This is a genomic window from Vogesella indigofera, from assembly GCF_003633895.1.
Lineage (GTDB): Bacteria > Pseudomonadota > Gammaproteobacteria > Burkholderiales > Chromobacteriaceae > Vogesella > Vogesella indigofera.
Genome location: NZ_RBID01000018.1, coordinates 106,279 through 125,196, shown reverse-complemented (window position 1 = coordinate 125,196; position 18,918 = coordinate 106,279). Strand labels below are relative to the sequence as shown.

Below are 18,918 nucleotides of genomic sequence, written 5' to 3'. Positions count from 1 at the left end.
TTCAGCCGCCGGTGGCGGGGCGACGCGGCAACGGGATTTTTTGCAGGATCAGGCCGCCCAGGATCAGCGCCAGGCCGTTGAGGGTGGAGGACAGGATCTGCTCGCCGATCAGCAGGTAGATCAGCAGCAGCGACAGCAGCGGCGCGAGGAAAATCAGGTTGGCGATGCGCGCGGTGCTGCTGGTCAGTTTCATCGCCGCCAGCCACAGTACGAAGGTGAAGCCCATCTCCAGCGCGCCGACATAGGCGGCACCGGCGATGCCTTGCCATGCCACCGGGCCCAGCTCGCCGCGCCACAGGCACCACAGCCAGGCCAGCGGCAGAGCGAACAGGAAGTTCAGCGTCAGCCCCAGCACCGGCTCGCGCTGGTCGCGGGTATTGAACAGCCAGTAGCCGGCCCACAGCACGGTGGAGACCAGCGCATAGCCGACGCCGGCGAGATTGCTGAACTCCAGCGCCAAAGGTTGGCCGCGAGTGGCGATCACCAGTACGCCGGCATAGCAGACCAGCGCCGCCAGCGCGTCCTGCGGTCGCGGTTTCTGCTTCAGCACCGGGATGGCGAGCAGGGTCATGGTCAGCGCCCAGGTGTAGTTGATCGCCTGCGCTTCCTGTGCCGGCAGCAGGTGGTAGGCCTGGAACAGGATCAGGTAGTAGACGAAGGGATTGACCGCGCCCAGTAGCAGCGAGCGCCGCCAGTGCTGGCGCAGCGCCGGCAGCAGCTCGCCGAGGCGGCCCTGCCAGGCGAGGATGGACAGCAGCGACAGCAGCGAAAAGGCGCTGGCGTACAGCACCAGCTGCGCCGGGCTGAGGTGTTGCAGGCTGATCTTGAAGGCGGTGGCCACGGTGGACCAGGCGAGTACGGCACCGAGGCCGTAGAGGTAGGCTTTTTGTTGCGAGGTCAAAACGGGGGCTTTCTGTGGGGGTGGTCGTGGTCGCTGCTGGCGAGTTGCTGGTTGAGCAGCTGCTGCATCAGCGGCAGCGTGCTGCTGGCGCGCAGGCCGATCGGGCCGCCGGCGTCGGCCAGATAGCGGTCGCCGGCGCTGGCGTGCAGCCACACCGCGTTGCCGGCGGCGGTGGTTTCGTCCTGGCCCTGTGCCAGCAGCGCGGCGATGCTGCCGCTGAGGATGTCGCCCTGGCCGGCACTGGCCAGCGCGGCGTTGCCGGCCGCACACAGCCGGTAGTAGCCGTCGGGGCCGCAGAGCAGCGAACCGGCGCCCTTGAGCACGGCGATCACGCCAAGGTCGGCTGCAAGGCGACGTACCGCGGCGAGGCGATCCTGTTGCACGGCGGCGGTGCTGCAGCCGAGCAGGCGTGCCGCCTCGGCCGGATGCGGGGTGATCACCGCCGGGCGCGGGCGCTGTCGCAGCTGTTGCTGCAAGGCACTGTCGCCGGCCAGCAGGTTGAGCGCGTCGGCGTCGAGCAGCAGCGCACCGGGATGGGCCAGCACGCTGGCGAGGATGCGGTGCGCCTGCGGACTCTGGCCGAGGCCGGGGCCGATGGCGACCACCTCGTCGGCGGCCAGGCTGCTGGTGTTGCCCAGCGGCGCAATCATCAGCTCCGGCCACAGCGGATCCAGTGACAGCCGCGCATCGAGGCTGTGGATGCGCACCTTGCCGGCCCCCAGGGCCAGCGCGGCGCGGCCGGCGAGCAGCGCCGCGCCGCCCATGCCGGCGCAGCCGCCGATGATGCTGACGCTGCCGAAGCTGCCCTTGTTGCTGTTGTGACGGCGCCGCAGCGGCGCAAGGTTGGCCGCAAGCAGTTCGCCCTGTGGTGCCGGCACCAGCGCCGGCGGGCAGTCGAGGGTCAATAGCTCGACGCGGCCGCTGTAGTCGCGGCCGTCGGCGGTGAACAGCCCCGGCTTGTGGCACAGCAGTGCCAGGGTATGGTCGACGGGGAGGGCGGCACCTTGCACGCAGCCGCTCCAGGCATCGAGGCCGCTGGGCACGTCCAGCGCCACCCGCGGGCAGGGCAGGGCGTCCAGTGCGACGATGTGCGCCTGCCAGCCGGTATCCAGCGGCCGGTTCAGTCCGGCGCCGAACAGGCCGTCGATCAGCAGCTCGGCCGGGGGGAGTGCTGCCAGCGTGCCGTCGAGCCGGCCGCCGGCGGCGAGATACTGTCCTTGTGCCGCCTGCGCGGCGGCGGTGACTGGCGGCTGCGGCTGCCACACGCTGACTGTGTAATCAGCCAGCAGCAGTCGCGCCGCGATCAGCGCGTCGCCGCCATTGTTGCCGCTACCGGCGGCAAACAGCAGCCGTCGTGGCGGCGGGTAGTGCTGGCGCAGCCAGTGCGCGATGGCAGCTCCGGCACGGGCCATCAGGTCGAGTCCGGCTTGTGCCGCCTGCTGCTCCCACTGCCGCAGCGCGGCGGCGTCGATCAGCGCGCGTTCATTGATCAGCGCGCGTTCATTCGCCGGCATGGTGACTCTCTCCCCAGCGCGGCAGCAGCTGGTGCGGCACCGCCAGCTGGTCGAGGATGCGCGCCACCACGAAGTCGACCATGTCGTCGATGGTCTGCGGGTGGGTGTAGAAGCCGGGGGATGGCGGCAGGATGCAGACGCCGAGGCGGGCCAGCTTGAGCATGTTTTCGAGGTGGATCACCGACAGCGGTGCCTCGCGCGGTACCAGCACCAGCTTGCGCTGTTCCTTCAGCATCACGTCGGCGGCGCGTTCGATCAGGTTGTCGCTCATGCCGTGCGCCACCGCGGCCAGCGTGCCCATCGAGCACGGGCAGATCACCATCGCGTCGGCCGGGTTGGAGCCGGAGGCGGGCGGTGCAAACCAGGCCTCGCGCCCGAACACCGCCAGCTGGCCGTCGGCGGCCTGGTAGCGCTCTTGCAGCCACTGCTGGAAGCCTTCCGGCCGCGACGGCAGCGTCAGGTTCATTTCCTGTTTTGCCACCACCTGCGCCGCCTGCGAATACATCACCCACACCCGCTTGCCGGCGCGCAGCAGGCATTCGATCAGGCGCAGGCCGTAGGGCAGGCCGGAGGCGCCGGTGAGGGCGACGGTAACGGTGTCAATCTTTGTCATGCGCTTGTACCAGATGGCTTGCTATCAGACCGTTGGCGATGCCGCTGAGCAGGGCGGCCAGCGCCAGCGGCGGGAACAGTAGCAGTATATTGTCGTATGGAATCAGGAACAGCCTGACCAGCAGCAATTGTCCCAGCAGATGGGCTTGCGCCGCCAGCAGGCTGTGGCTGACCAGGCTGAAATGGCGGGCGGGCAGCGCCCGGCAGGCGCCCAGCAGCAGCAGGCTGGCCAGCGCGCCGCCGAGGCTGAGCCAGAAGCCGGGCGTGAACAGGCTGCCCAGCAGCAGGCCGGCACCGACGACACGCAGCAGCGTGACCCACACCGCGGCGCGCCAGCCCAGGGTGTGCAGCGCGAACAGGGTCATGATGTTGGCCAGCCCCGGCTTGACGCCGGGCAGTGGCGACGGGATGGCGGCATCGACCATGCCCAGCGCGATGGCCAGCGCGGCAAGACTGGCGATGCGGTGATCGTCGGCGCTGGCTTGCAGCGTGCGTTCAGTAGGCGAGCGAGTCATGGGCTTGGCGCGTGCCGGCCAGCTCGATGCTGACGCGGTTGGGCAGGCACACGGCGATGTCGCCGCTGTGGCGCAGCCAGCCCTGCTGCACGCAGTACTGGCGCGGGCTCGGGTCGCGGCGGATGCGGGCCTGGCCGTTGTGGATCTCGATTTCGGTCAGCCCCAGCGGGCCGCGGGCGACATGGCGCCGGTTCAGGCGCAGCGGCAGGCGGATGGTTTCGGTGCCGTTCTGGCGCACGATGACGCTGTCGGCCTCGCCGGCGCGGCGGCCGAGCTGCAGGAAGGCGGCCAGCAGCAGCGCGCACAGTGCCAGCAGCACCAGATAGTCCCCGGCCTTGAACATGGCCGGCTTATTTTTTGGCGGGCAGCTGGCGGTGGCGCAGCAGGACCTGTTCGCCGGCAAAGGCCTTGGCCAGCTGTTCGGCGAGGTAGACCGAGCGGTGCTGGCCGCCGGTGCAGCCGATGGCGACGGTGACGTAGCTGCGGTTGTCCTGGCGGAAGCGCGGCAGCCAGTTTTGCAGGAACTGGCGGATGTCGGCCAGCATCTGCGCCACGCTGGCTTCGCCTTCGAAGAAGCTGCAGATCGCCTCATCCTGGCCGGTCAGCGGCCGCAGCGCGACTTCGTAGTAGGGGTTGGGCAGGCAGCGCACGTCGAACACGAAGTCGGCGTCCAGCGGCAGGCCGTGCTTGAAGCCGAACGATTCGAACACCAGGGTCAGGCAGTCGGCGTCGGCGTCGACCAGTACCTTGACCCAGGCGCGCAACGCGTTGGCGGACAGGTGGCTGGTGTCGATGCGGTGGCCCAGCTCGTGGATGTGCTCCAGCATCTCGCGCTCTAGGCGGATGCACTCCTCCACCGTCAGGCCGTTGCCGGACAGCGGGTGGCGGCGCCGCGTTTCCGAGAAACGCTGGACCAGCACTTCGGTGGTGGCTTCCAGATAGATCAGGCGCACGTCGACCCGCATCGCTTTCAGGCTGGCCATCACCTCCGGCAATGCGGCCAACGTTGGCGCGGAACGGGTGTCGACGCTGATGGCGACATGCTGGTAACCCTGTTCGCTATACAGCGCCACCACATCGGTGAGCATGGTGGCCGGCAGGTTGTCGACGCAGTAGTAGCCGTTGTCTTCCAGGAGGCGCAGGGCGACGGACTTGCCGGAGCCGGACAGGCCGCTAATCAGAATCAGCTGCATGTTCCTGGTCCCGTAGCAGGTTGGTGTGGCGATCGATGAATTCGCGGGTGCTGTCGATGCCGCGCAGCTGCAGGATGTAGTTCCGCACCGCGGCCTCGACCAGTACCGCCAGGTTGCGGCCGGCGGCCACCGGCAGGATCACCTTGCGCACGGTGACGCCAAGGATGTCCTGCGTCTCGGACTGGATGTTGAGCCGGTCCAGCGTCTGCATCGCCTGATCGTTGGCCTTCATCAGGTGGATGATCAGCTTCAGCACCTTTTTCGGGCGCACCGCGGTTTCGCCGAAGATGGTGCGGATATTGAGGATGCCGAGGCCGCGCACTTCGAGGAAGTCGCGCAGCAGCGCCGGGCAGCGGCCTTCCAGCGTTTCCGGGCCGATGCGGTACAGCTCGACCGCGTCATCGGCAACCATGCCGTGGCCGCGCGAGATCAGTTCCAGCGCCAGCTCGCTCTTGCCCATCGCCGAATCGCCCATGATCAGCACGCCGATTTCCAGCACGTCGAGAAACACGCCGTGCATCACGGTGGAGACCGCCAGCGCGCGCGCCAGATAGATGCGCAGCACGTCCATCAGGTACGGGCTTTCCAGCGGCGTACTCATCAGCGGCACATTGTGGCTCTGGCAGTAGTCGCGCAGCAGGTTGGGCACCGGCTGCGCATTGGCGACGATCACCACCGCCATGGTGCGGTGGAACAGCTGGTCGAGGGCGGTCCGTGCCGCGGCCTGCTCCAGCTTGTTCAGGTACTCCACCTCTGCAAGGCCGAGGACCTGCACCCGGTTGGGGTGGATGAAGTTGAGGTGACCGACCAGTGCCTGGGTTGGCCGCTGTTCATCATTCGAAATCAGGTTGTCGGAGCCGGAACGGCCGGCGACCCAGCTCAGGTTGAGCTTGTGCTGATTGTCCTGGTACAGGCGGCGAACACTGATATTAGGCATGGTCTGGGGTGTCGGAAATCAGTTCAAACAGCTTCTGCGCATCGCAGGCGGGATCGTTCATCTGTTCGCGCAGCGCCTTGCTGGAGAAGCGCTGTGCCAGCTCGGACAATACCTGCAGGTGGATGTCGGTGGCCTGCTCCGGCACCAGCAGCACGAACAGCAGCGAGACCGGTTTGCCATCGGGGGCATCGAACGGAATCGGCGCCTTCAGGCGGATGAAGATGCCGGTGGCTTCCTTCAGGCTCTTGATGCGGCCATGCGGGATGGCGACGCCTTGTCCCAGGCCGGTGGAGCCAAGTTTTTCCCGGGCAAACAAGCTGTCGAAGACATCGCTGCGCGCGATGGCGTGACTGTTTTCGACCATCAGGCCGACTTGTTCGAAGAGTCGTTTTTTGCTGGAAACGTCCATGTCAGCAATGACGTTGTCCACGGAGAGTATTTTACTGATCAAGCCCATAATGCCATTTGCCCGAAAAAATCGAGGGCCATTCTACGCCGAGTCCACGGAATACCATAGTGGAAAGCGCAGGATGATCGTCAGGAGAAAAAGCGGTAGCCAAAAAAAGAACGGATAAGCAAGCAGTGCTTGCATTATCCGTTTTTGTTCGGCAAATCCTGATCAGAGCGACGCTTGCTCTTGCGGTACCGGTGCGCGATGCTCGACCTGTTTTTCCTTGAATTTCAGTACCTGACGATCCAGTTTGTCAGTCAGCAGGTCGATGGCCGCGTACATGTCCGCTTCGGTGGCTTCGGCATGGATATCCTTGCCTGCCAGGTGAACATTGACTTCGGCTTTCTGTACCAGTTTGTCGACAGACAGTGTCACGTTGACACCGATCACATTATCGACATGGCGGGTAATGCGTTCCAGTTTGCTTTCGATGTAGTCACGAAGCGCCGGGGTAACGTCGAGGTGGAGGCCGGTAATCTTGAGGTTCATACCCTAACTCCTTCTGTTGGTGCCATATCCGGACTGGGCATGGCGATCTTGTTATGAACAACCTAAAAAGTCTTGCGCTGGCTGACCGGCGGTATCTGCATGGCTTCACGATACTTGGCTACGGTACGTCTTGCAACCTGAATACCTTGAGCGATCAGCTTGTCGGCAATGGCGCTGTCAGACAGTGGTTTGTTGTGGTCTTCCGTATCGATGATCTGCCGGATCAGTGCCTTGATTGCGGTGGCGGAACATTCGCCACCACTGTCAGTATCGACCGAACTGCCAAAGAAATATTTGAGTTCGAACAAGCCACGGCTGCACAGCAGGTATTTCTGCGTGGTGACGCGGGAGATGGTTGACTCATGCAGCCCCAGTTCTTCCGCGATGTCTCGCAGGATGAGCGGGCGCATGGCCACTTCACCTTGTTCAAAGAACGCTTGCTGTCTGTCAACAATAGATTCTGCCACTTTCAGGATGGTGTCAAACCGTTGTTGAATGTTTTTTACCAGCCAGCGCGCCTCTTGCAGCTGGCCGCCTAGATTATGGCTGCTGCCCTTCTGTTGTAGCATGCCTGCATACATCTGGTTGACGCGCAGCTTGGGCAGCGTGCCCTGGTTGAGGCGCGCCACCCAGCGCTGCTGGCGTTTCACCACCAGGATGTCGGGGGCGACGTAGTGGGTCTCGCCCTGGTCGAAACCGCTGCTGGGGCGCGGCCGCAGGCTGGCGAGCAGGGCGTGGGCGGTTTTCAGTTGCTGTTCGTCGATGGCGAGCAGCTTCTTGAGCTTGGTGAAGTCGCGGTTGCCCAGGAGCGGCAGGTGCTGCTGCACCATGTCCAGCGCCAGCTGGCGTACCGCGGCCGGTGCCGCGTGCTGCTGCAGTTGCAGACTGAGGAATTCGGTGAGGTTGCGGCTGCCGATGCCGGTCGGCTCGAACTGGGTCAGCAGCTTGCGCAGGCATTCCAGCTCGTCGCCTTCCACTTCCAGCTCCAGCGGCAGCTCGGCGGCGATGTCGTCCAGCGAGGTCGGCAGATAGCCGTCGTCATCCAGCTCGTCGATCAGCAGCGACATCAGCGCCTTGTCGCGCTGGCTGAGCTGGGTTTCGCCCATCTGCGCGGTCAGGTGCTCGCGCAGGGACGGCCGGCACGGGGTGTTGAGAATGGGGTCGAACTCGTCGTCGTCATCGTTGCGGCTGCTGCCGCTCCCGCTGCTGCCCCAGTCGCCGAGCAGCTCGCCGTCGTCGCGGTTGCTTTCCGCTTCCGCTCGCTCCGGCTCGCTGCCGCTGTCCGCCGCCGGCGTGTCACCGCTGGGCGCCAGCACCGGCAACGGGCTGTCGGACTCGTCGGGGCTGTCGCTGCTGTCCGCACGTTCCAGCAGCGGGTTTTCCAGCAGGTAGCGCTCCAGCTCGGTACTGAGATCCAGCGTCGACATCTGCAGCAGCTTGATCGATTGCTGCAACTGGGGGGTGAGCGTGAGCTGCTGGCTGGTTTTGAGCTGGAGGGTCTGTTTCATGGCTTACAGGTGGAAGTGTTCGCCCAGGTACACCTGGCGTACCTGTTCGTTCAGCACCAGCGCTTCCGGCAGGCCGGAGGCGAGCACGCTGCCTTCGGAGATGATGTAGGCACGGTCACAGATGCGCAGCGTTTCGCGCACGTTGTGGTCGGTGATCAGCACGCCGATGCCGCGTTCCTTGAGGAAGGCGATGATCTTCTGGATGTCGATCACCGCGATCGGGTCGACGCCGGCAAACGGCTCGTCCAGCAGGATGAAACGCGGACGGGTGGCCAGCACGCGGGCGATTTCCACGCGGCGGCGCTCGCCACCGGACAGTGCCAGCGCGTTGCTGTCGCGCAGGTGGCTGATGTTGAGGTCGTCCAGCAGCAGGGTCAGCTCGTTTTCCAGCTCCTCGTCCTTCAGCCCGGCAATTTCCAGTACCGCGCGGATGTTCTCGTCTACCGTCATTTTGCGGAAGATCGACGCTTCCTGCGGCAGATAGCCGAGACCGAGCCGCGCGCGCTGGTGGATCGGCAGGTGGGTGATGGTCTGGCCGTCGAGGCGGATTTCACCGGCATCGGCGGCGATCAGGCCGACCACCATGTAGAAGCTGGTGGTCTTGCCGGCGCCGTTAGGGCCGAGCAGGCCGACCACCTCGCCACTGGCGATCTCCAGCGACACGTCGCGCACCACGGTACGCTTCTTGAAGGTCTTCTTCAGGTGCTGGATGGAAAGCTGGCTCGGGGTCATGGCGTGCCCTGTGCTTTGGGCTGCAGGATCACCGTCACGCGGCCGCTGTTGCCGCTGGCGGCGGTGCCGCCGCTGGCCTGATAGGTTTCGGTGGCGGTGTTGTAGACGATGACGGCGCCGCTGACCGAATCCTGGCCGCGCTTGACGCGGGCGTTGCCGGTCAGGGTGGCAAGGTTGGCCGCAGTGTTGTAGTTGACGTTGCTGGCGCTGCCTTCGACGTATTCATTGCTGCCGTCGACTTTCTGGCGGAAGGTGACTGGGCTGCCCTGCGCCTGCAGCTGCTGGTTGCCCTGCGCGTCGCGGGTCACGGTTACGCGCTGCGCTTTCAGGTTCAGCGTGCCCTGCACCACCACGACATTGCCCTCCCATACCGTCACGCCTTTTTTCTGGTCCAGCGAGCCGCGGTCGGCAGACAGTTCGATCGGTTTTTCGCTGTCAGCCTTTTCAGCCATGACAGGGGCGCTCAGCACGAGGGCGGTCAGCGCGATCAGCACACTATGGCGCATAGGTAATCCTTACGTTGGACAGCAGGTTCAGCTGGCCGCTGTCCTGCTGGTAAATGAAGCCGGTCGATTTCAGTTGCGAGGTGCCGTAGTCGGCCACCAGCGGCGCGCGGTTGCTGGCGCTGCGCGCCACGGTGTCGACATGCAGCACCGAGGTCTGGAGCAGGATGGCCGGGGCGTCGGCGGTGGCCTTGCGTTCCCAGCGCACATTATCACTGAAGTCCGCCGTTTTCTGCTGCTTGTGGTAGCGTCCGGCCGCGGCCGTCACCGTGTAGTCGGGGATGCCCTGCAGGAAGACTTCGATGCGCGGCTTGCTGAGATAGACATTCGGATTGCGCGGCAGTTGCCACATCTGGGCCGCCTGCAGGTATTGCTGCGGCCGGCCCTGGGCGTCGAAGCGCTTTGCCGTCAGCCGGTTGATGGTGTACTCCGGGCGGCTCAGGTCTATCTTGCCCGGCGCATCGCCGCGCTGCATGGTCAGCACGTTGAGCCAGAAGGCGAGCAGGGCCATGCCCAGCATCAGGCCCAGCGGAAACAGGCGGGCGGCGCGGTTCATGCCAGGTAGCCGGCCATCAGGCGGTCGTAGTTGCCCTGCGCCTGCAGGATCAGCTCGCACAGCTCGCGCACCGCGCCCTGGCCGCCGCTGCAACCGGTGACGAAGTGGGCGTGCTGGCGCACGAAGCTGGGTGCGTCCGGTACCGCCACCGCCAGGCCGACGCGGCTCATCACCGGCAGGTCGATGACGTCGTCGCCGATGTAGGCGCAGTCTTCGGCGGTGAGGCCGGTTTTGTGCAGCAGTTCGGCAAACGCGGTGCGCTTGTCGTGTACGCCGGCGTAGTAGTGGTCGATGCCGAGGCCGCGGGCGCGGTGGGCGACGCCGGGCGCGTCGCGGCCGGTGATGATCGCCAACTGCACGCCGGTGGACTGCAGCATGCGCAGGCCGTGGCCGTCCAGGGTGTTGAACGCTTTCAGCTCTTCGCCGCTGGCGGTGATGAAGATGCGGCCGTCGGTCAGCACGCCGTCCACATCCATGATCAGCAGTCGCGTGCGTTTGGCCAGTTCGGTAATGGTTTGCATGGTGTCTCTCAGACCACGCCTGCCTTGAGCAGGTCGTGCATGTTCAGGGCGCCCACCAGATTGCCGGCGCGGTCGGTGACCAGCAGGCCGTTGATCTTGTGGTGTTCCATTTCGTTGGCCGCTTCGGTGGCCAGACGGTGTGACTCGATGGTGCGCGGCTGGCGTGCCATCACGTCGTCGATGCGCAGGCCGGCCAGATCCAGGCTCTTGTCCAGCGTGCGGCGCAGGTCGCCGTCGGTGAAGATGCCGAGCAGCTGGCCGTCGGCGGCGCAGACCGCGGTCATGCCGAGGCCCTTGCGCGTCATCTCCAGCAGCGCGTCCTTCAGGCTGCTGCCGCTGTTGACCCGCGGCAGCGCCTCGCCGCCGTGCATCAGGTCGCTGATGTGGACCAGCAGCTTGCGGCCGAGGCTGCCGCCGGGATGCGACAGCGCGAAGTCTTCCGGCTTGAAGTCGCGTGCGTCGAGCAGCGCTACCGCCAGCGCGTCGCCCAGCGCCAGCGCCGCGGTGGTGCTGGCGGTCGGCGCCAGCCCCAGCGGGCAGGCTTCCTTCTCCACACCGGCGTCGAGGTGGATGCTGGCCTCGGTCGCCAGCGTCGATTGCGAGCGCCCGGTCAGTGCGATGATCGGCACGCCCTTGCGCTTCAGCGCCGGCAGCAGCGCCAGCAATTCGTCGCTCTCGCCGGAGTTGGACAGCGCCAGCAGGATGTCGCGTTCGGTCAGCATGCCGAGGTCGCCGTGGGCGGCTTCTGCCGGATGCATGAAAAACGCCGGCGTGCCGGTGCTGGCCAGCGTGGCTGCGATCTTGTTGCCGATGTGGCCGGACTTGCCCATGCCGCTGACCACCACCCGGCCTTCGCAGGCCAGGATCAGGGCGACCGCCGCGCTGAAGCTGTCGTCCAGTCGCGACGCCAGCCGGGTAATGGCGGCGGCCTCGATGGCGAGGACGTCGCGCGCCAGCGCGAGGCAGGATTGTTTTTGGTCATTTTTCATAATGCGCAATTATATCAGCTTATAATCGCCGGGCACTGCCTGGCAGGTGCAAGTTTTGCTTGAGCGCCATTCAATTCTCTTCTGGAGCCGTTTTTTCGATGCACTCCCTGTCTCCCATCGTGTTGGTATTGCTGGTCGCCGTGCTGGCGGTGACCGCGTGCCGCAGTCTGCGCGTACCACCCATGCTGGGTTACCTGGTGGTCGGTTTCATGGCCGGCCCCGGCGTGATGAGCCTGATCCCGCAGGGCGAGGAGACCGAATTCCTCGGCGAAATCGGCATCGTGTTCATGATGTTCTCCATCGGGCTGGAGTTCTCGCTGGCCAAGCTGAAGGCGATGCGGCAGCTGGTGTTCGGCATCGGCCTCGCGCAGGTGCTGCTGACCCTGTTCCTGATCGGCGCCATCGTGTGGTGGCTAACCGGCAGCCCGCTGGCCGGCTTTGCCGTCGGTGGTGCGCTGGCACTGTCGTCGACGGCCATCGTCAGCAAGCTGCTGTCGGAGCGGCTGGAAATGGCGCAGCCGCACGGCCAGCTGGCGATCGGCGTGCTGCTGTTCCAGGACCTGGCGGTGGTGCCGCTGCTGATCCTGCTGCCGGCGTTTGCGGCCAACTCTGACCGGCTGTGGATGGACCTCGGCCTCGCGCTGGTCAAGGTGGTGGTGATGAGCCTGCTGCTGGTGTTCGGCCAGCGCCTGATGCGGCCGTGGTTCCACCTGGTGGCACGGCAGCGCTCCGGCGAGCTGTTCACCATCAACGTGCTGCTGGTGACGCTGGGCATCGCCTTTCTCACCCAGCTGGCCGGCCTGTCGCTGGCGCTGGGCGCCTTCGTCGCCGGCATGCTGATCTCGGAAACGGAGTACCGCTTCCAGGTGGAGGAGGACATCAAGCCGTTCCGCGACATCCTGCTCGGTTTCTTCTTCGTCACCGTCGGCATGAAGCTGGACATCGGCGTGCTGCTCGACCGTGCCGGCGACATCGGCGTGATGCTGCTGCTGTTGCTGCCGGTGAAGCTGGCGGTGGTGTACCTGCTGGCGCGGCTGTTCGGCCATCGTGCCAGGGATAGCCTGAAAGGCGCGCTGGCGCTGGCGCAGGGCGGCGAATTCGGCTTCGTGCTGCTGGCGCTGTCCGGCAACCTGGGGCTGATCTCGTCGCCGGTGGAGCAGTCGGCGCTGGCGGCGATCGTGCTGTCGATGCTGGTGGCGCCGTTCCTGATCCAGCACGCCGAGCGCATCTGCAGCCGCCTGATCAAGCAGGACTGGGCGCTGCAGGCGGTGGACCTGCACCAGGTACTGGTGCAGAGCATGGCCAAGGACGAACACGTGATCATCTGCGGCTATGGCCGCAGCGGCCAGTCGCTGGCGCGCCTGCTGGAGGCGGAGGGCATTTCCTTTTTCGCGCTGGACATGGATCCGGAGCGGGTGCGTGAGGCGGGCGAGGCGGGGGACCCGGTGGTGTTCGGCGATGCCGCCAAGCGCGAGGTGCTGATGGCGGCCGGCGCGATGCGCGCCAAGACGGTGGTGATCACCTTTGCCGATACCCATGCCTCGGAGCGCATCATCCACATGGTGCACGACCTGCGCCGCGACCTGCCGGTGATCGTGCGTACCATCGACGACTCCGACATCACCCGCCTGCGCGAAGCCGGCGCCGACGAGGTGGTGGCCGAGGTGATGGAAGGCAGCCTGATGCTGGCCTCGCACGCGCTGATGGTGATGGGGGTGCCGATGAGCCGCGTGCTGCGCCGCATCCGCACCGTGCGCGAACAGCGCTACAGCCTGTTCACCGGCTTCTTCCGCGGCGCCAGCGACGAGCTGGACGGCATCGACGACAGCGATCAGCCGCGCCTGCTCAGCGTGCAGCTGGTGGCCGGTGCCCACGCCATCGGCATGCCGCTGGGCGGGGTGAAGCTGGACAGCCTCGGCGTCGGGGTGCGCGGCATCCGCCGTCGCAACGTCCGTCTCGCCCACGTGGCGGCGGATTCGGAATTGCAGGAAGGCGATGTGCTGGTGCTGCTCGGCCGGCCGGCGGCGCTGGCGCAGGCGGAGGCGCTGTTGCTGCAGGGCTAGTGGCGCAGACTGTTGCCGGAGATGGCGGCCAACCTTGGCTTCAGGGTTGGCCGCCATTTTTTTGGGTCCGCTGCGGTGTCGCAACGCCGGGTTTGACGGCGGGGGGCGGTGTGCATGGCGCGGGCGGGCGGTTGCTGAGCGTCGACAGCAGTTTCGTGCCCAGTGCTCACCCCGCGGTACCGCGGGGCCTGCAGCTGTCAGCATGCTGAGCCGGGCTGCCTCGTCTGCCTGCGGCACAAAGCATTGCGGCCAACCTTGATACCAAGGTTGGCCGCAATCAATGCTTCGTGCCCGGCTGCGTCTACGGTGCCGGCTTGACCGGCAGGATGCTGGTGATCTGCTTGCCCAGTTCCTGCTTCAGCACCTGCTGTTTCTCGCCCTCGGTTTTCTTGCCCTTGACCATGGCGTTGAAATCCAGCGAGTACACCGGCTGCTGCAGCGGGCCGGTTATCTTCAGCGGGATGCTGATGCCGCCCAGCCTGGCGAAGGCGCTGGGGTTGGCCTGCACGTCCAGGGTGTAGTCGATGATGCTCTGCGTCAGGTCGAACTTGCCGCTGCCGCGGACATTGACCAGCGACGACGCCAGCTTCATGTCCTGGTTGCGCGCCACGCCGTCCTGCAGCTCGAACTGTGCCGACAGCGCGGAGAAGGTGGTTTTCTGGTCCGGCGCGGTGCTGACCGGGCCGTTCCAGCGTTCGCTCTCGCCAGGCAGGTCGCGCAGCGCGGCGACGAGGTCGATACCGGTCAGCGCGCCGCGCTCCAGCCGCGCGGCGACCTTGCCGTTGAGGGTATTGCGCAGCGCCTGCAGCGACTGCCCCTTCGCCTCCAGCTGCACCCAGCCGTTGCCGCTGCCTTCGATGCGGCTGAAGGCGAACAGGTCCAGCATCAGCGGCCGGATCTGCATCCCGGTCAGCTCCTGCTGCAACGTCAGCCGCGGGATGCGCTCGCGGAACAGCGTGGCACGGCCGGTGAGGTGGCCTTCGTAGATGTCGGCGGTGAGGTTGTCCAGCTGCAGCTGCTGCGGGGTGCCGGTGACATCCGCGTTGATGCCGTTGACGCGGAAATTGCCGACCGCCAGCTCGCCGATGGCGAGCTTGCCCTGCACATTGATGAAGTCCATCCAGTCGAGGCGGAACGGCTTGTCGTTCTGGAACAGCGCCACCGCCTGCTCCGCCTTCTGTTCCGGCAGGTAGCGGTTGAGGTCGAGCTTGCCGATCGACAGCGTCGCCTCGTGGCGCGGCGCGACAAAGCCGTACTGGGTGATGGTGGAGGCGAGCTTGGCGCCGTCCAGCTCGCCGCTGACGCGCAGGTTGAGGCGGCTGTCGGCGAGGTCGCCTTCCAGCGCGCCCTGCAGCGTGGCGCGCAGTTGGCCGCGCGGCAGCTCCGGCGTTTTCAGGTGTGCCGACAGCGTCAGCGGGCTCATGCTGAGCAGGCTGAACTGCGCCAGCTTCAACGGCGCCTGCACCACCATGTTCAGCGAGTGCGGGCCGACGCTCCACGAGAAGTCGTTATTGCTGCTGGCGGCGAACAGGCCGTTCTGGTTGAGCTGCAGCTGTGCCAGCCGGCTGCTGAAACGGTACTGCGTGCGCTGGTAGCTGATGTTGCCGCTGAGGCTGGCCGCCGGCGTGCTCAGTTCGCTGAGGCTGGCGCTGACGGTGGGGATCAGGATCTCGCTGTGGCTGCTCGGCTTGGTGGTGTCGATGGCGACCTTCAGCGCTTCGCCCTGCGCCAGCAGCGTGGCCAGGTTCAGCTGCAGCTTGCCGCTGGCGTTGACGCGGATCTCGCCCAATTCTTCGCTGCTGCTGATGGCGGTGGCGCTGAATTGCGGAATGTCGATCTGGTCGTCGTTGCGGGTGAACGGCGCGGTCAGCGACAGGTTCACCAGCCGGCCGCCGCTTTGCAGGCGGCCGCCGAACGCCATCTGCGCATTGGCGCGCAGTTCGTCGGCCAGCAGGCTGGCGTCCTCCAGCTTCAGTAGCTGGCCGTTGACGCGGTCCTGGTATTCCAGGCGGGTGCCGTTGATGGCCAGCGAATCGAGGTTGAACATGAACTTGCTCGACGGGCGGCTGCGCAGCAGGTCGGCAAAGTTGAGGCTGCCGTCGGTCTGGCGCACCACGGTCAGCTGCGCGTCGTGCAGCGCGACATGGGTGATTTCCAGGCGGCCGAACAGCAGCGGCAGCCATGCCAGCCGTGCCTCGATCTGCGCGACGTGGGCAAACGGGGTCTTGCCGTCCTGTTCGCTGACGCGCACCTCGCTGATTTCCAGCCCCGGCGACGGCAACAGCATCGGCGAAATGGTGCCACCTATGCTCAGCGTGCGGCCACTGTCGGCCAGCGAACGCTCCAGGTTGCGGCGCGCGCTGTCGGCGTCAAAACGGGTAAAGAACAGCGTCAGGATGGCAACGAACAGGATGCCCAGTGTCAGCAGCGTATAGACGGAGATTTTGAGCCATAGCCGGCCGGAGTTCCAGTTCATAGGCGTGCGGTTCTGGGACGGTCAAAGGGGGAGGGCGGTCATGGAGCGGGTGAAGGGAATCGAACCCTCGTCGTAAGCTTGGGAAGCTTCTGCTCTACCATTGAGCTACACCCGCACAAGGCGAGCGCAGAGTATACGCATAGCGGGTGCGCCTTGCAACGCAGCCGTGGCCGCCAGCGGTTTCCCTGCGCCGGAAGACATGGTATTTTCGCCGATTGTATTCCGTATACAGGATCGCCCCTGCCGACATGGCCGCGGGCGGTCGTGGCTTTCTGACTAGGCCATGCGTTCTTTCCTGAGCGGGCGGCGGCGCGCAGTCAACCGGTACTGCGCCTGCCTGGCCCGCGACGGACAGCCTACCCGGCTGCAGTCATCCGCTTGCCGGCAGCAATCATGCCGGCTGGCGGCTGCAACGAGCGCCAGACGAGCCGCCCGGTTCACCGACCTGGCGGTTTCTTGCGCAGCCGGCTATCCGCCGGCGGTTTTCGTTCCGTTTTTGAAAAGAAGTGATGTATGGCTAGATCTCAATGGGGCTCGCGCCTCGGTTTCATCCTGGCAGCAACCGGCTCGGCCATCGGCCTGGGCGCAATCTGGAAATTCCCCTACGTGGCCGCCACCAATGGCGGCGGGGCGTTCCTGCTGATTTACTTCCTGATCTGTCTCAGTGTCGGCCTGGCGCTGATGCTGGGCGAAATGGCACTCGGCCGCGCCGCCGGCAACAGCGCGGTCGGCACCTTCCGCGATCTGCGCGGTGGTCGCTGGCCGCTGGTCGGCTTCGTCGGCGTGCTGGTGTGTTTCCTGGTTTACTCTTTCTATAGTGTGGTCGGCGGCTGGACCATCGCCTATATCGGCAAGTCGTTCGGCGGCGAGATCCTGACTTCCGACGCCAAGGTGCTGGGCGATATCTTCAACGGCTTCATCACCGATCCGGCGCTGCCGCTGCTGTATCACGGGCTGTTTGCCGGCCTGACGCTGGCGGTGGTGATCGGCGGCGTGCAGAAGGGCATCGAGAACCTGTCGAAATTCCTGATGCCGGCGCTGTTCGTGCTGATGCTGGTGTTGATCGCGCGCGCGCTGACCCTGCCCGGTGCGATGGAAGGCCTGCTGTATTTCCTGACCCCGGACTTCTCCAAGGTCAGCGGCAGCATGCTGGTCGATGCGATGGGACTGGCGTTTTTCTCGCTGTCGCTGGGCATGGGCATCATGATCACCTACGGCTCCTACGTCGATAAGGAGGCCAACCTGCTCAGCTCCTCGCTGTGGGTGATCGCGCTGACGGTGCTGACCTGCTTCCTTGCCGGACTGATGGTGCTGCCGGCGGTGTTCGCCTTCGGGTTCGATCCGTCGGCCGGCCCGGGGCTGACCTTCATCACCATGCCGGCGGTGTTCGCGCAGATGGTGGGCGGCCAGCTGTTTGCGGTGCTGTTCTTCTTCCTGCTGCTGGTGGCGGCGCTGACCTCGTCGGTGTCGTTGCTGGAGGTGGTGGTCAGCTTCGTGATCGACGAGTTCAAGGTTGGCCGCAAGGCGGCGGCGCTGGGCGTGTCGCTGCTGGTGTTCCTGCTGGGCATCCCGGCGTCGCTGTCGCTGGGCATCTGGAGCGAGTACACCGTGTTCGGCCTCGGCTTCTTCGACCTGCTCGACTTCCTCACCTCCAAGCTGCTGATGCCGGTGGGCGAGGTGCTGCTGGCGATCTTCGTCGGCTGGAAGGTGTGGCCGGTGATCGAGGCCGAGCTGTCCGCCGGCGCGCGGGTGCCGGCCTGGCTGCGGGCGATGCGCGGCTTCTGCCGCTACGTGGCGCCGGCGCTGATCGCCGGTATCCTGGTGCACAATCTGTAACCGTCACCTGCGGCGTGGCCTCCGGCACGGAGCCACGCCGTTTTTCCGTCTGCCCGCCACCGCGGGCGACGCCTATCATTTAGTCATTGTTGTCAGGAGTACCTGTGATGAAGCGACTGCTCATTCTCTATACCGGCGGCACCATCGGCATGGACCACACCCCCGAGGGGCTGGCGCCGGTGCCCGGCTTCCTGCCGCAACAGCTGGCGCGGCTGGCACGCGACGGGGTGAGCTGGGAGGTGCGCGAATACGCGCCGCTGCTGGATTCGTCGGCGATCACGCTGGCCGACTGGCAGCGGCTGGTGGCCGACATTGCGGCCAACCATGACGCCTTCGACGGCTTTGTGGTGATCCACGGTACCGACACCATGGCCTATACCGCCAGCGTGCTGGCGTTCTGCCTGCAGGGACTGGCCAAGCCGGTGGTGGTCACCGGCTCGCAGCTGCCGCTGGTGCACCCGCGCAGCGACGGCTGGGGCAACCTCGCCGACGCGATCGAGGCCGCCTGCCAGAGCGAGCTGCACGAGGTGGCGATCAGCTTCAACCGCCTGCTGCTGCGCGGCGTGCGCGCACGCAAGCTGGACGCCGCCAGCTTTGCCGGCTTCGACAGCCCCAATGCGCCGCCGCTGGCGCAGTTCGGCATCCAGCCGCAGTGGCACCGCGCCGGCTGGCGCCAGGCCAGCGGCCCGTTCCGGCCGCAGCTGCCGGCCAGCCCCGACATCCGCTGCGGCATGCTGCTGCCCGGCGCGATGGCAGCGGCGTTCGGCCGCTGGTTGGCGCAGGACACGCCGCAGGCGGCGATCCTGCTCAGCTACGGCAACGGCAACACCCCGGCCGACACCGAGTTGCTGGCCGGGGTACAGGCCGCCAGCGCCAGGGGCTGCGTGGTGCTGAACCTGACCCAGTGCGTGCGTGGCGCGGTGGCGGTCGGCGCCTACGCGGCCAGCCAGCCGCTGGCGCAGGCCGGTGCGGTGGCCGGTGGCGACATGACGCCGGAAGCGGCGCAGGCCAAGCTGCTGTGGCTGCTGTCGCAGCCGCTGAGCCCCGCAGAAGTCCGCGCGCGACTGGCGGAAGACTGCCGCGGCGAGCTGACGCCGGCTGCCTAAAAAACAGGCGCCGGCT

Annotated in this window: 19 protein-coding genes and 1 tRNA gene; 3 read left to right on the top strand and 17 right to left on the bottom strand. The window is 66.1% G+C overall.

Translation table 11 applies throughout. The features are described from left to right. Nucleotide 1: 1 nt before the first annotated feature. The 15 genes from C8E02_RS15195 to C8E02_RS15125 form a co-directional block, all read right to left on the bottom strand. Complete coding sequence (locus C8E02_RS15195) at nucleotides 2-901, bottom strand: DMT family transporter (protein ID WP_120812118.1); 900 nt, start codon at nucleotides 899-901, stop codon at nucleotides 2-4. Continuing rightward, complete coding sequence (locus C8E02_RS15190; RefSeq protein ID WP_120812115.1) at nucleotides 898-2,415, bottom strand: NAD(P)H-hydrate dehydratase; 1,518 nt, start codon at nucleotides 2,413-2,415, stop codon at nucleotides 898-900. Before C8E02_RS15190 ends, C8E02_RS15195 begins: the two co-directional genes overlap by 4 nt. Then, nucleotides 2,402-3,028 carry a flavin prenyltransferase UbiX gene (locus C8E02_RS15185; protein ID WP_120812112.1) on the bottom strand — a complete coding sequence of 209 codons (627 nt, stop codon included), beginning with the start codon at nucleotides 3,026-3,028 and terminating at the stop codon, nucleotides 2,402-2,404. Before C8E02_RS15185 ends, C8E02_RS15190 begins: the two co-directional genes overlap by 14 nt. Further along, on the bottom strand, nucleotides 3,015-3,542 hold the full coding sequence (locus C8E02_RS15180) for a Gx transporter family protein (protein ID WP_120812110.1): 528 nt from the start codon (nucleotides 3,540-3,542) through the stop codon (nucleotides 3,015-3,017). The genes C8E02_RS15185 and C8E02_RS15180 overlap by 14 nt, the downstream gene beginning before the upstream one ends. After that, nucleotides 3,523-3,885, bottom strand: a complete 363-nt coding sequence (locus tag C8E02_RS15175) for a NusG domain II-containing protein (RefSeq protein ID WP_120812107.1) — start codon at nucleotides 3,883-3,885, stop codon at nucleotides 3,523-3,525. Before C8E02_RS15175 ends, C8E02_RS15180 begins: the two co-directional genes overlap by 20 nt. A gap of 7 nt (nucleotides 3,886-3,892) precedes the next feature. Further along, nucleotides 3,893-4,735: an RNase adapter RapZ gene (gene rapZ, locus C8E02_RS15170; protein WP_120812104.1), complete on the bottom strand. Its 843-nt coding sequence runs from the start codon at nucleotides 4,733-4,735 to the stop codon at nucleotides 3,893-3,895. Further along, entirely contained in the window at nucleotides 4,716-5,672 is a 957-nt protein-coding gene (hprK, locus tag C8E02_RS15165) for an HPr(Ser) kinase/phosphatase (protein WP_047966200.1), read from the bottom strand. Before hprK ends, rapZ begins: the two co-directional genes overlap by 20 nt. After that, nucleotides 5,665-6,129, bottom strand: coding sequence for a PTS IIA-like nitrogen regulatory protein PtsN (gene ptsN / locus C8E02_RS15160; protein ID WP_047966199.1), 465 nt, complete (start codon nucleotides 6,127-6,129; stop codon nucleotides 5,665-5,667). The genes hprK and ptsN overlap by 8 nt, the downstream gene beginning before the upstream one ends. Nucleotides 6,130-6,291: 162 nt before the next feature. Continuing rightward, nucleotides 6,292-6,612: a ribosome hibernation-promoting factor, HPF/YfiA family gene (gene hpf, locus C8E02_RS15155; protein WP_047966198.1), complete on the bottom strand. Its 321-nt coding sequence runs from the start codon at nucleotides 6,610-6,612 to the stop codon at nucleotides 6,292-6,294. Between the two features lie 62 nt (nucleotides 6,613-6,674). Beyond that, nucleotides 6,675-8,120 (bottom strand): RNA polymerase factor sigma-54, encoded by a 1,446-nt coding sequence (locus C8E02_RS15150; RefSeq protein WP_120812102.1) that lies wholly within the window; start codon nucleotides 8,118-8,120, stop codon nucleotides 6,675-6,677. Nucleotides 8,121-8,123: 3 nt separating this feature from the next. Beyond that, nucleotides 8,124-8,852 carry an LPS export ABC transporter ATP-binding protein gene (gene lptB / locus C8E02_RS15145; RefSeq protein ID WP_047966196.1) on the bottom strand — a complete coding sequence of 243 codons (729 nt, stop codon included), beginning with the start codon at nucleotides 8,850-8,852 and terminating at the stop codon, nucleotides 8,124-8,126. Then, entirely contained in the window at nucleotides 8,849-9,358 is a 510-nt protein-coding gene (gene lptA, locus C8E02_RS15140) for a lipopolysaccharide transport periplasmic protein LptA (RefSeq protein WP_047966195.1), read from the bottom strand. The genes lptB and lptA overlap by 4 nt, the downstream gene beginning before the upstream one ends. Beyond that, on the bottom strand, nucleotides 9,348-9,911 hold the full coding sequence (gene lptC, locus C8E02_RS15135) for an LPS export ABC transporter periplasmic protein LptC (protein ID WP_120812099.1): 564 nt from the start codon (nucleotides 9,909-9,911) through the stop codon (nucleotides 9,348-9,350). Before lptC ends, lptA begins: the two co-directional genes overlap by 11 nt. Then, entirely contained in the window at nucleotides 9,908-10,432 is a 525-nt protein-coding gene (kdsC, locus tag C8E02_RS15130; protein WP_047966193.1) for a 3-deoxy-manno-octulosonate-8-phosphatase KdsC, read from the bottom strand. Before kdsC ends, lptC begins: the two co-directional genes overlap by 4 nt. A gap of 8 nt (nucleotides 10,433-10,440) precedes the next feature. Then, on the bottom strand, nucleotides 10,441-11,421 hold the full coding sequence (locus C8E02_RS15125) for a KpsF/GutQ family sugar-phosphate isomerase (protein ID WP_120812098.1): 981 nt from the start codon (nucleotides 11,419-11,421) through the stop codon (nucleotides 10,441-10,443). A gap of 98 nt (nucleotides 11,422-11,519) precedes the next feature. Between C8E02_RS15125 and C8E02_RS15120 the strand changes: the two genes are divergently transcribed. Next, complete coding sequence (locus C8E02_RS15120) at nucleotides 11,520-13,484, top strand: monovalent cation:proton antiporter family protein (protein ID WP_120812095.1); 1,965 nt, start codon at nucleotides 11,520-11,522, stop codon at nucleotides 13,482-13,484. A 301-nt stretch (nucleotides 13,485-13,785) separates the two neighbouring features. Here the strand turns inward: C8E02_RS15120 and C8E02_RS15115 are convergent, their stop codons facing one another. Next, complete coding sequence (locus C8E02_RS15115; RefSeq protein ID WP_120812092.1) at nucleotides 13,786-15,960, bottom strand: AsmA family protein; 2,175 nt, start codon at nucleotides 15,958-15,960, stop codon at nucleotides 13,786-13,788. Nucleotides 15,961-16,001: 41 nt separating this feature from the next. Continuing rightward, nucleotides 16,002-16,075, bottom strand: a tRNA-Gly gene (locus C8E02_RS15110). A gap of 398 nt (nucleotides 16,076-16,473) precedes the next feature. Here C8E02_RS15110 and C8E02_RS15105 point away from each other — a divergent pair. Continuing rightward, the gene (locus tag C8E02_RS15105) at nucleotides 16,474-17,796 is read left to right on the top strand and encodes a sodium-dependent transporter (protein WP_120812089.1); all 1,323 of its coding nucleotides are present in this window, start codon (nucleotides 16,474-16,476) and stop codon (nucleotides 17,794-17,796) included. Nucleotides 17,797-17,903: 107 nt separating this feature from the next. Further along, nucleotides 17,904-18,902, top strand: a complete 999-nt coding sequence (locus C8E02_RS15100) for an asparaginase (RefSeq protein ID WP_245961172.1) — start codon at nucleotides 17,904-17,906, stop codon at nucleotides 18,900-18,902. The last annotated feature ends 16 nt before the right edge of the window (nucleotides 18,903-18,918 follow it).

Excerpts from the sequence above, each read along its gene's own strand:
- C8E02_RS15190 (WP_120812115.1), bottom strand. The coding sequence starts at position 2,415 with ATGCCGGCGAATGAACGCGCGCTGATCAATGAACGCGCGCTGATCGAC.
- C8E02_RS15185 (WP_120812112.1), bottom strand. The coding sequence starts at position 3,028 with ATGACAAAGATTGACACCGTTACCGTCGCCCTCACCGGCGCCTCCGGC.
- C8E02_RS15180 (WP_120812110.1), bottom strand. The coding sequence starts at position 3,542 with ATGACTCGCTCGCCTACTGAACGCACGCTGCAAGCCAGCGCCGACGAT.
- C8E02_RS15175 (WP_120812107.1), bottom strand. The coding sequence starts at position 3,885 with ATGTTCAAGGCCGGGGACTATCTGGTGCTGCTGGCACTGTGCGCGCTG.
- rapZ (WP_120812104.1), bottom strand. The coding sequence starts at position 4,735 with ATGCAGCTGATTCTGATTAGCGGCCTGTCCGGCTCCGGCAAGTCCGTC.
- hprK (WP_047966200.1), bottom strand. The coding sequence starts at position 5,672 with ATGCCTAATATCAGTGTTCGCCGCCTGTACCAGGACAATCAGCACAAG.
- ptsN (WP_047966199.1), bottom strand. The coding sequence starts at position 6,129 with ATGGGCTTGATCAGTAAAATACTCTCCGTGGACAACGTCATTGCTGAC.
- hpf (WP_047966198.1), bottom strand. The coding sequence starts at position 6,612 with ATGAACCTCAAGATTACCGGCCTCCACCTCGACGTTACCCCGGCGCTT.
- C8E02_RS15150 (WP_120812102.1), bottom strand. The coding sequence starts at position 8,120 with ATGAAACAGACCCTCCAGCTCAAAACCAGCCAGCAGCTCACGCTCACC.
- lptB (WP_047966196.1), bottom strand. The coding sequence starts at position 8,852 with ATGACCCCGAGCCAGCTTTCCATCCAGCACCTGAAGAAGACCTTCAAG.
- lptA (WP_047966195.1), bottom strand. The coding sequence starts at position 9,358 with ATGCGCCATAGTGTGCTGATCGCGCTGACCGCCCTCGTGCTGAGCGCC.
- lptC (WP_120812099.1), bottom strand. The coding sequence starts at position 9,911 with ATGAACCGCGCCGCCCGCCTGTTTCCGCTGGGCCTGATGCTGGGCATG.
- kdsC (WP_047966193.1), bottom strand. The coding sequence starts at position 10,432 with ATGCAAACCATTACCGAACTGGCCAAACGCACGCGACTGCTGATCATG.
- C8E02_RS15125 (WP_120812098.1), bottom strand. The coding sequence starts at position 11,421 with ATGAAAAATGACCAAAAACAATCCTGCCTCGCGCTGGCGCGCGACGTC.
- C8E02_RS15120 (WP_120812095.1), top strand. The coding sequence starts at position 11,520 with ATGCACTCCCTGTCTCCCATCGTGTTGGTATTGCTGGTCGCCGTGCTG.
- C8E02_RS15115 (WP_120812092.1), bottom strand. The coding sequence starts at position 15,960 with ATGAACTGGAACTCCGGCCGGCTATGGCTCAAAATCTCCGTCTATACG.
- C8E02_RS15105 (WP_120812089.1), top strand. The coding sequence starts at position 16,474 with ATGGCTAGATCTCAATGGGGCTCGCGCCTCGGTTTCATCCTGGCAGCA.
- C8E02_RS15100 (WP_245961172.1), top strand. The coding sequence starts at position 17,904 with ATGAAGCGACTGCTCATTCTCTATACCGGCGGCACCATCGGCATGGAC.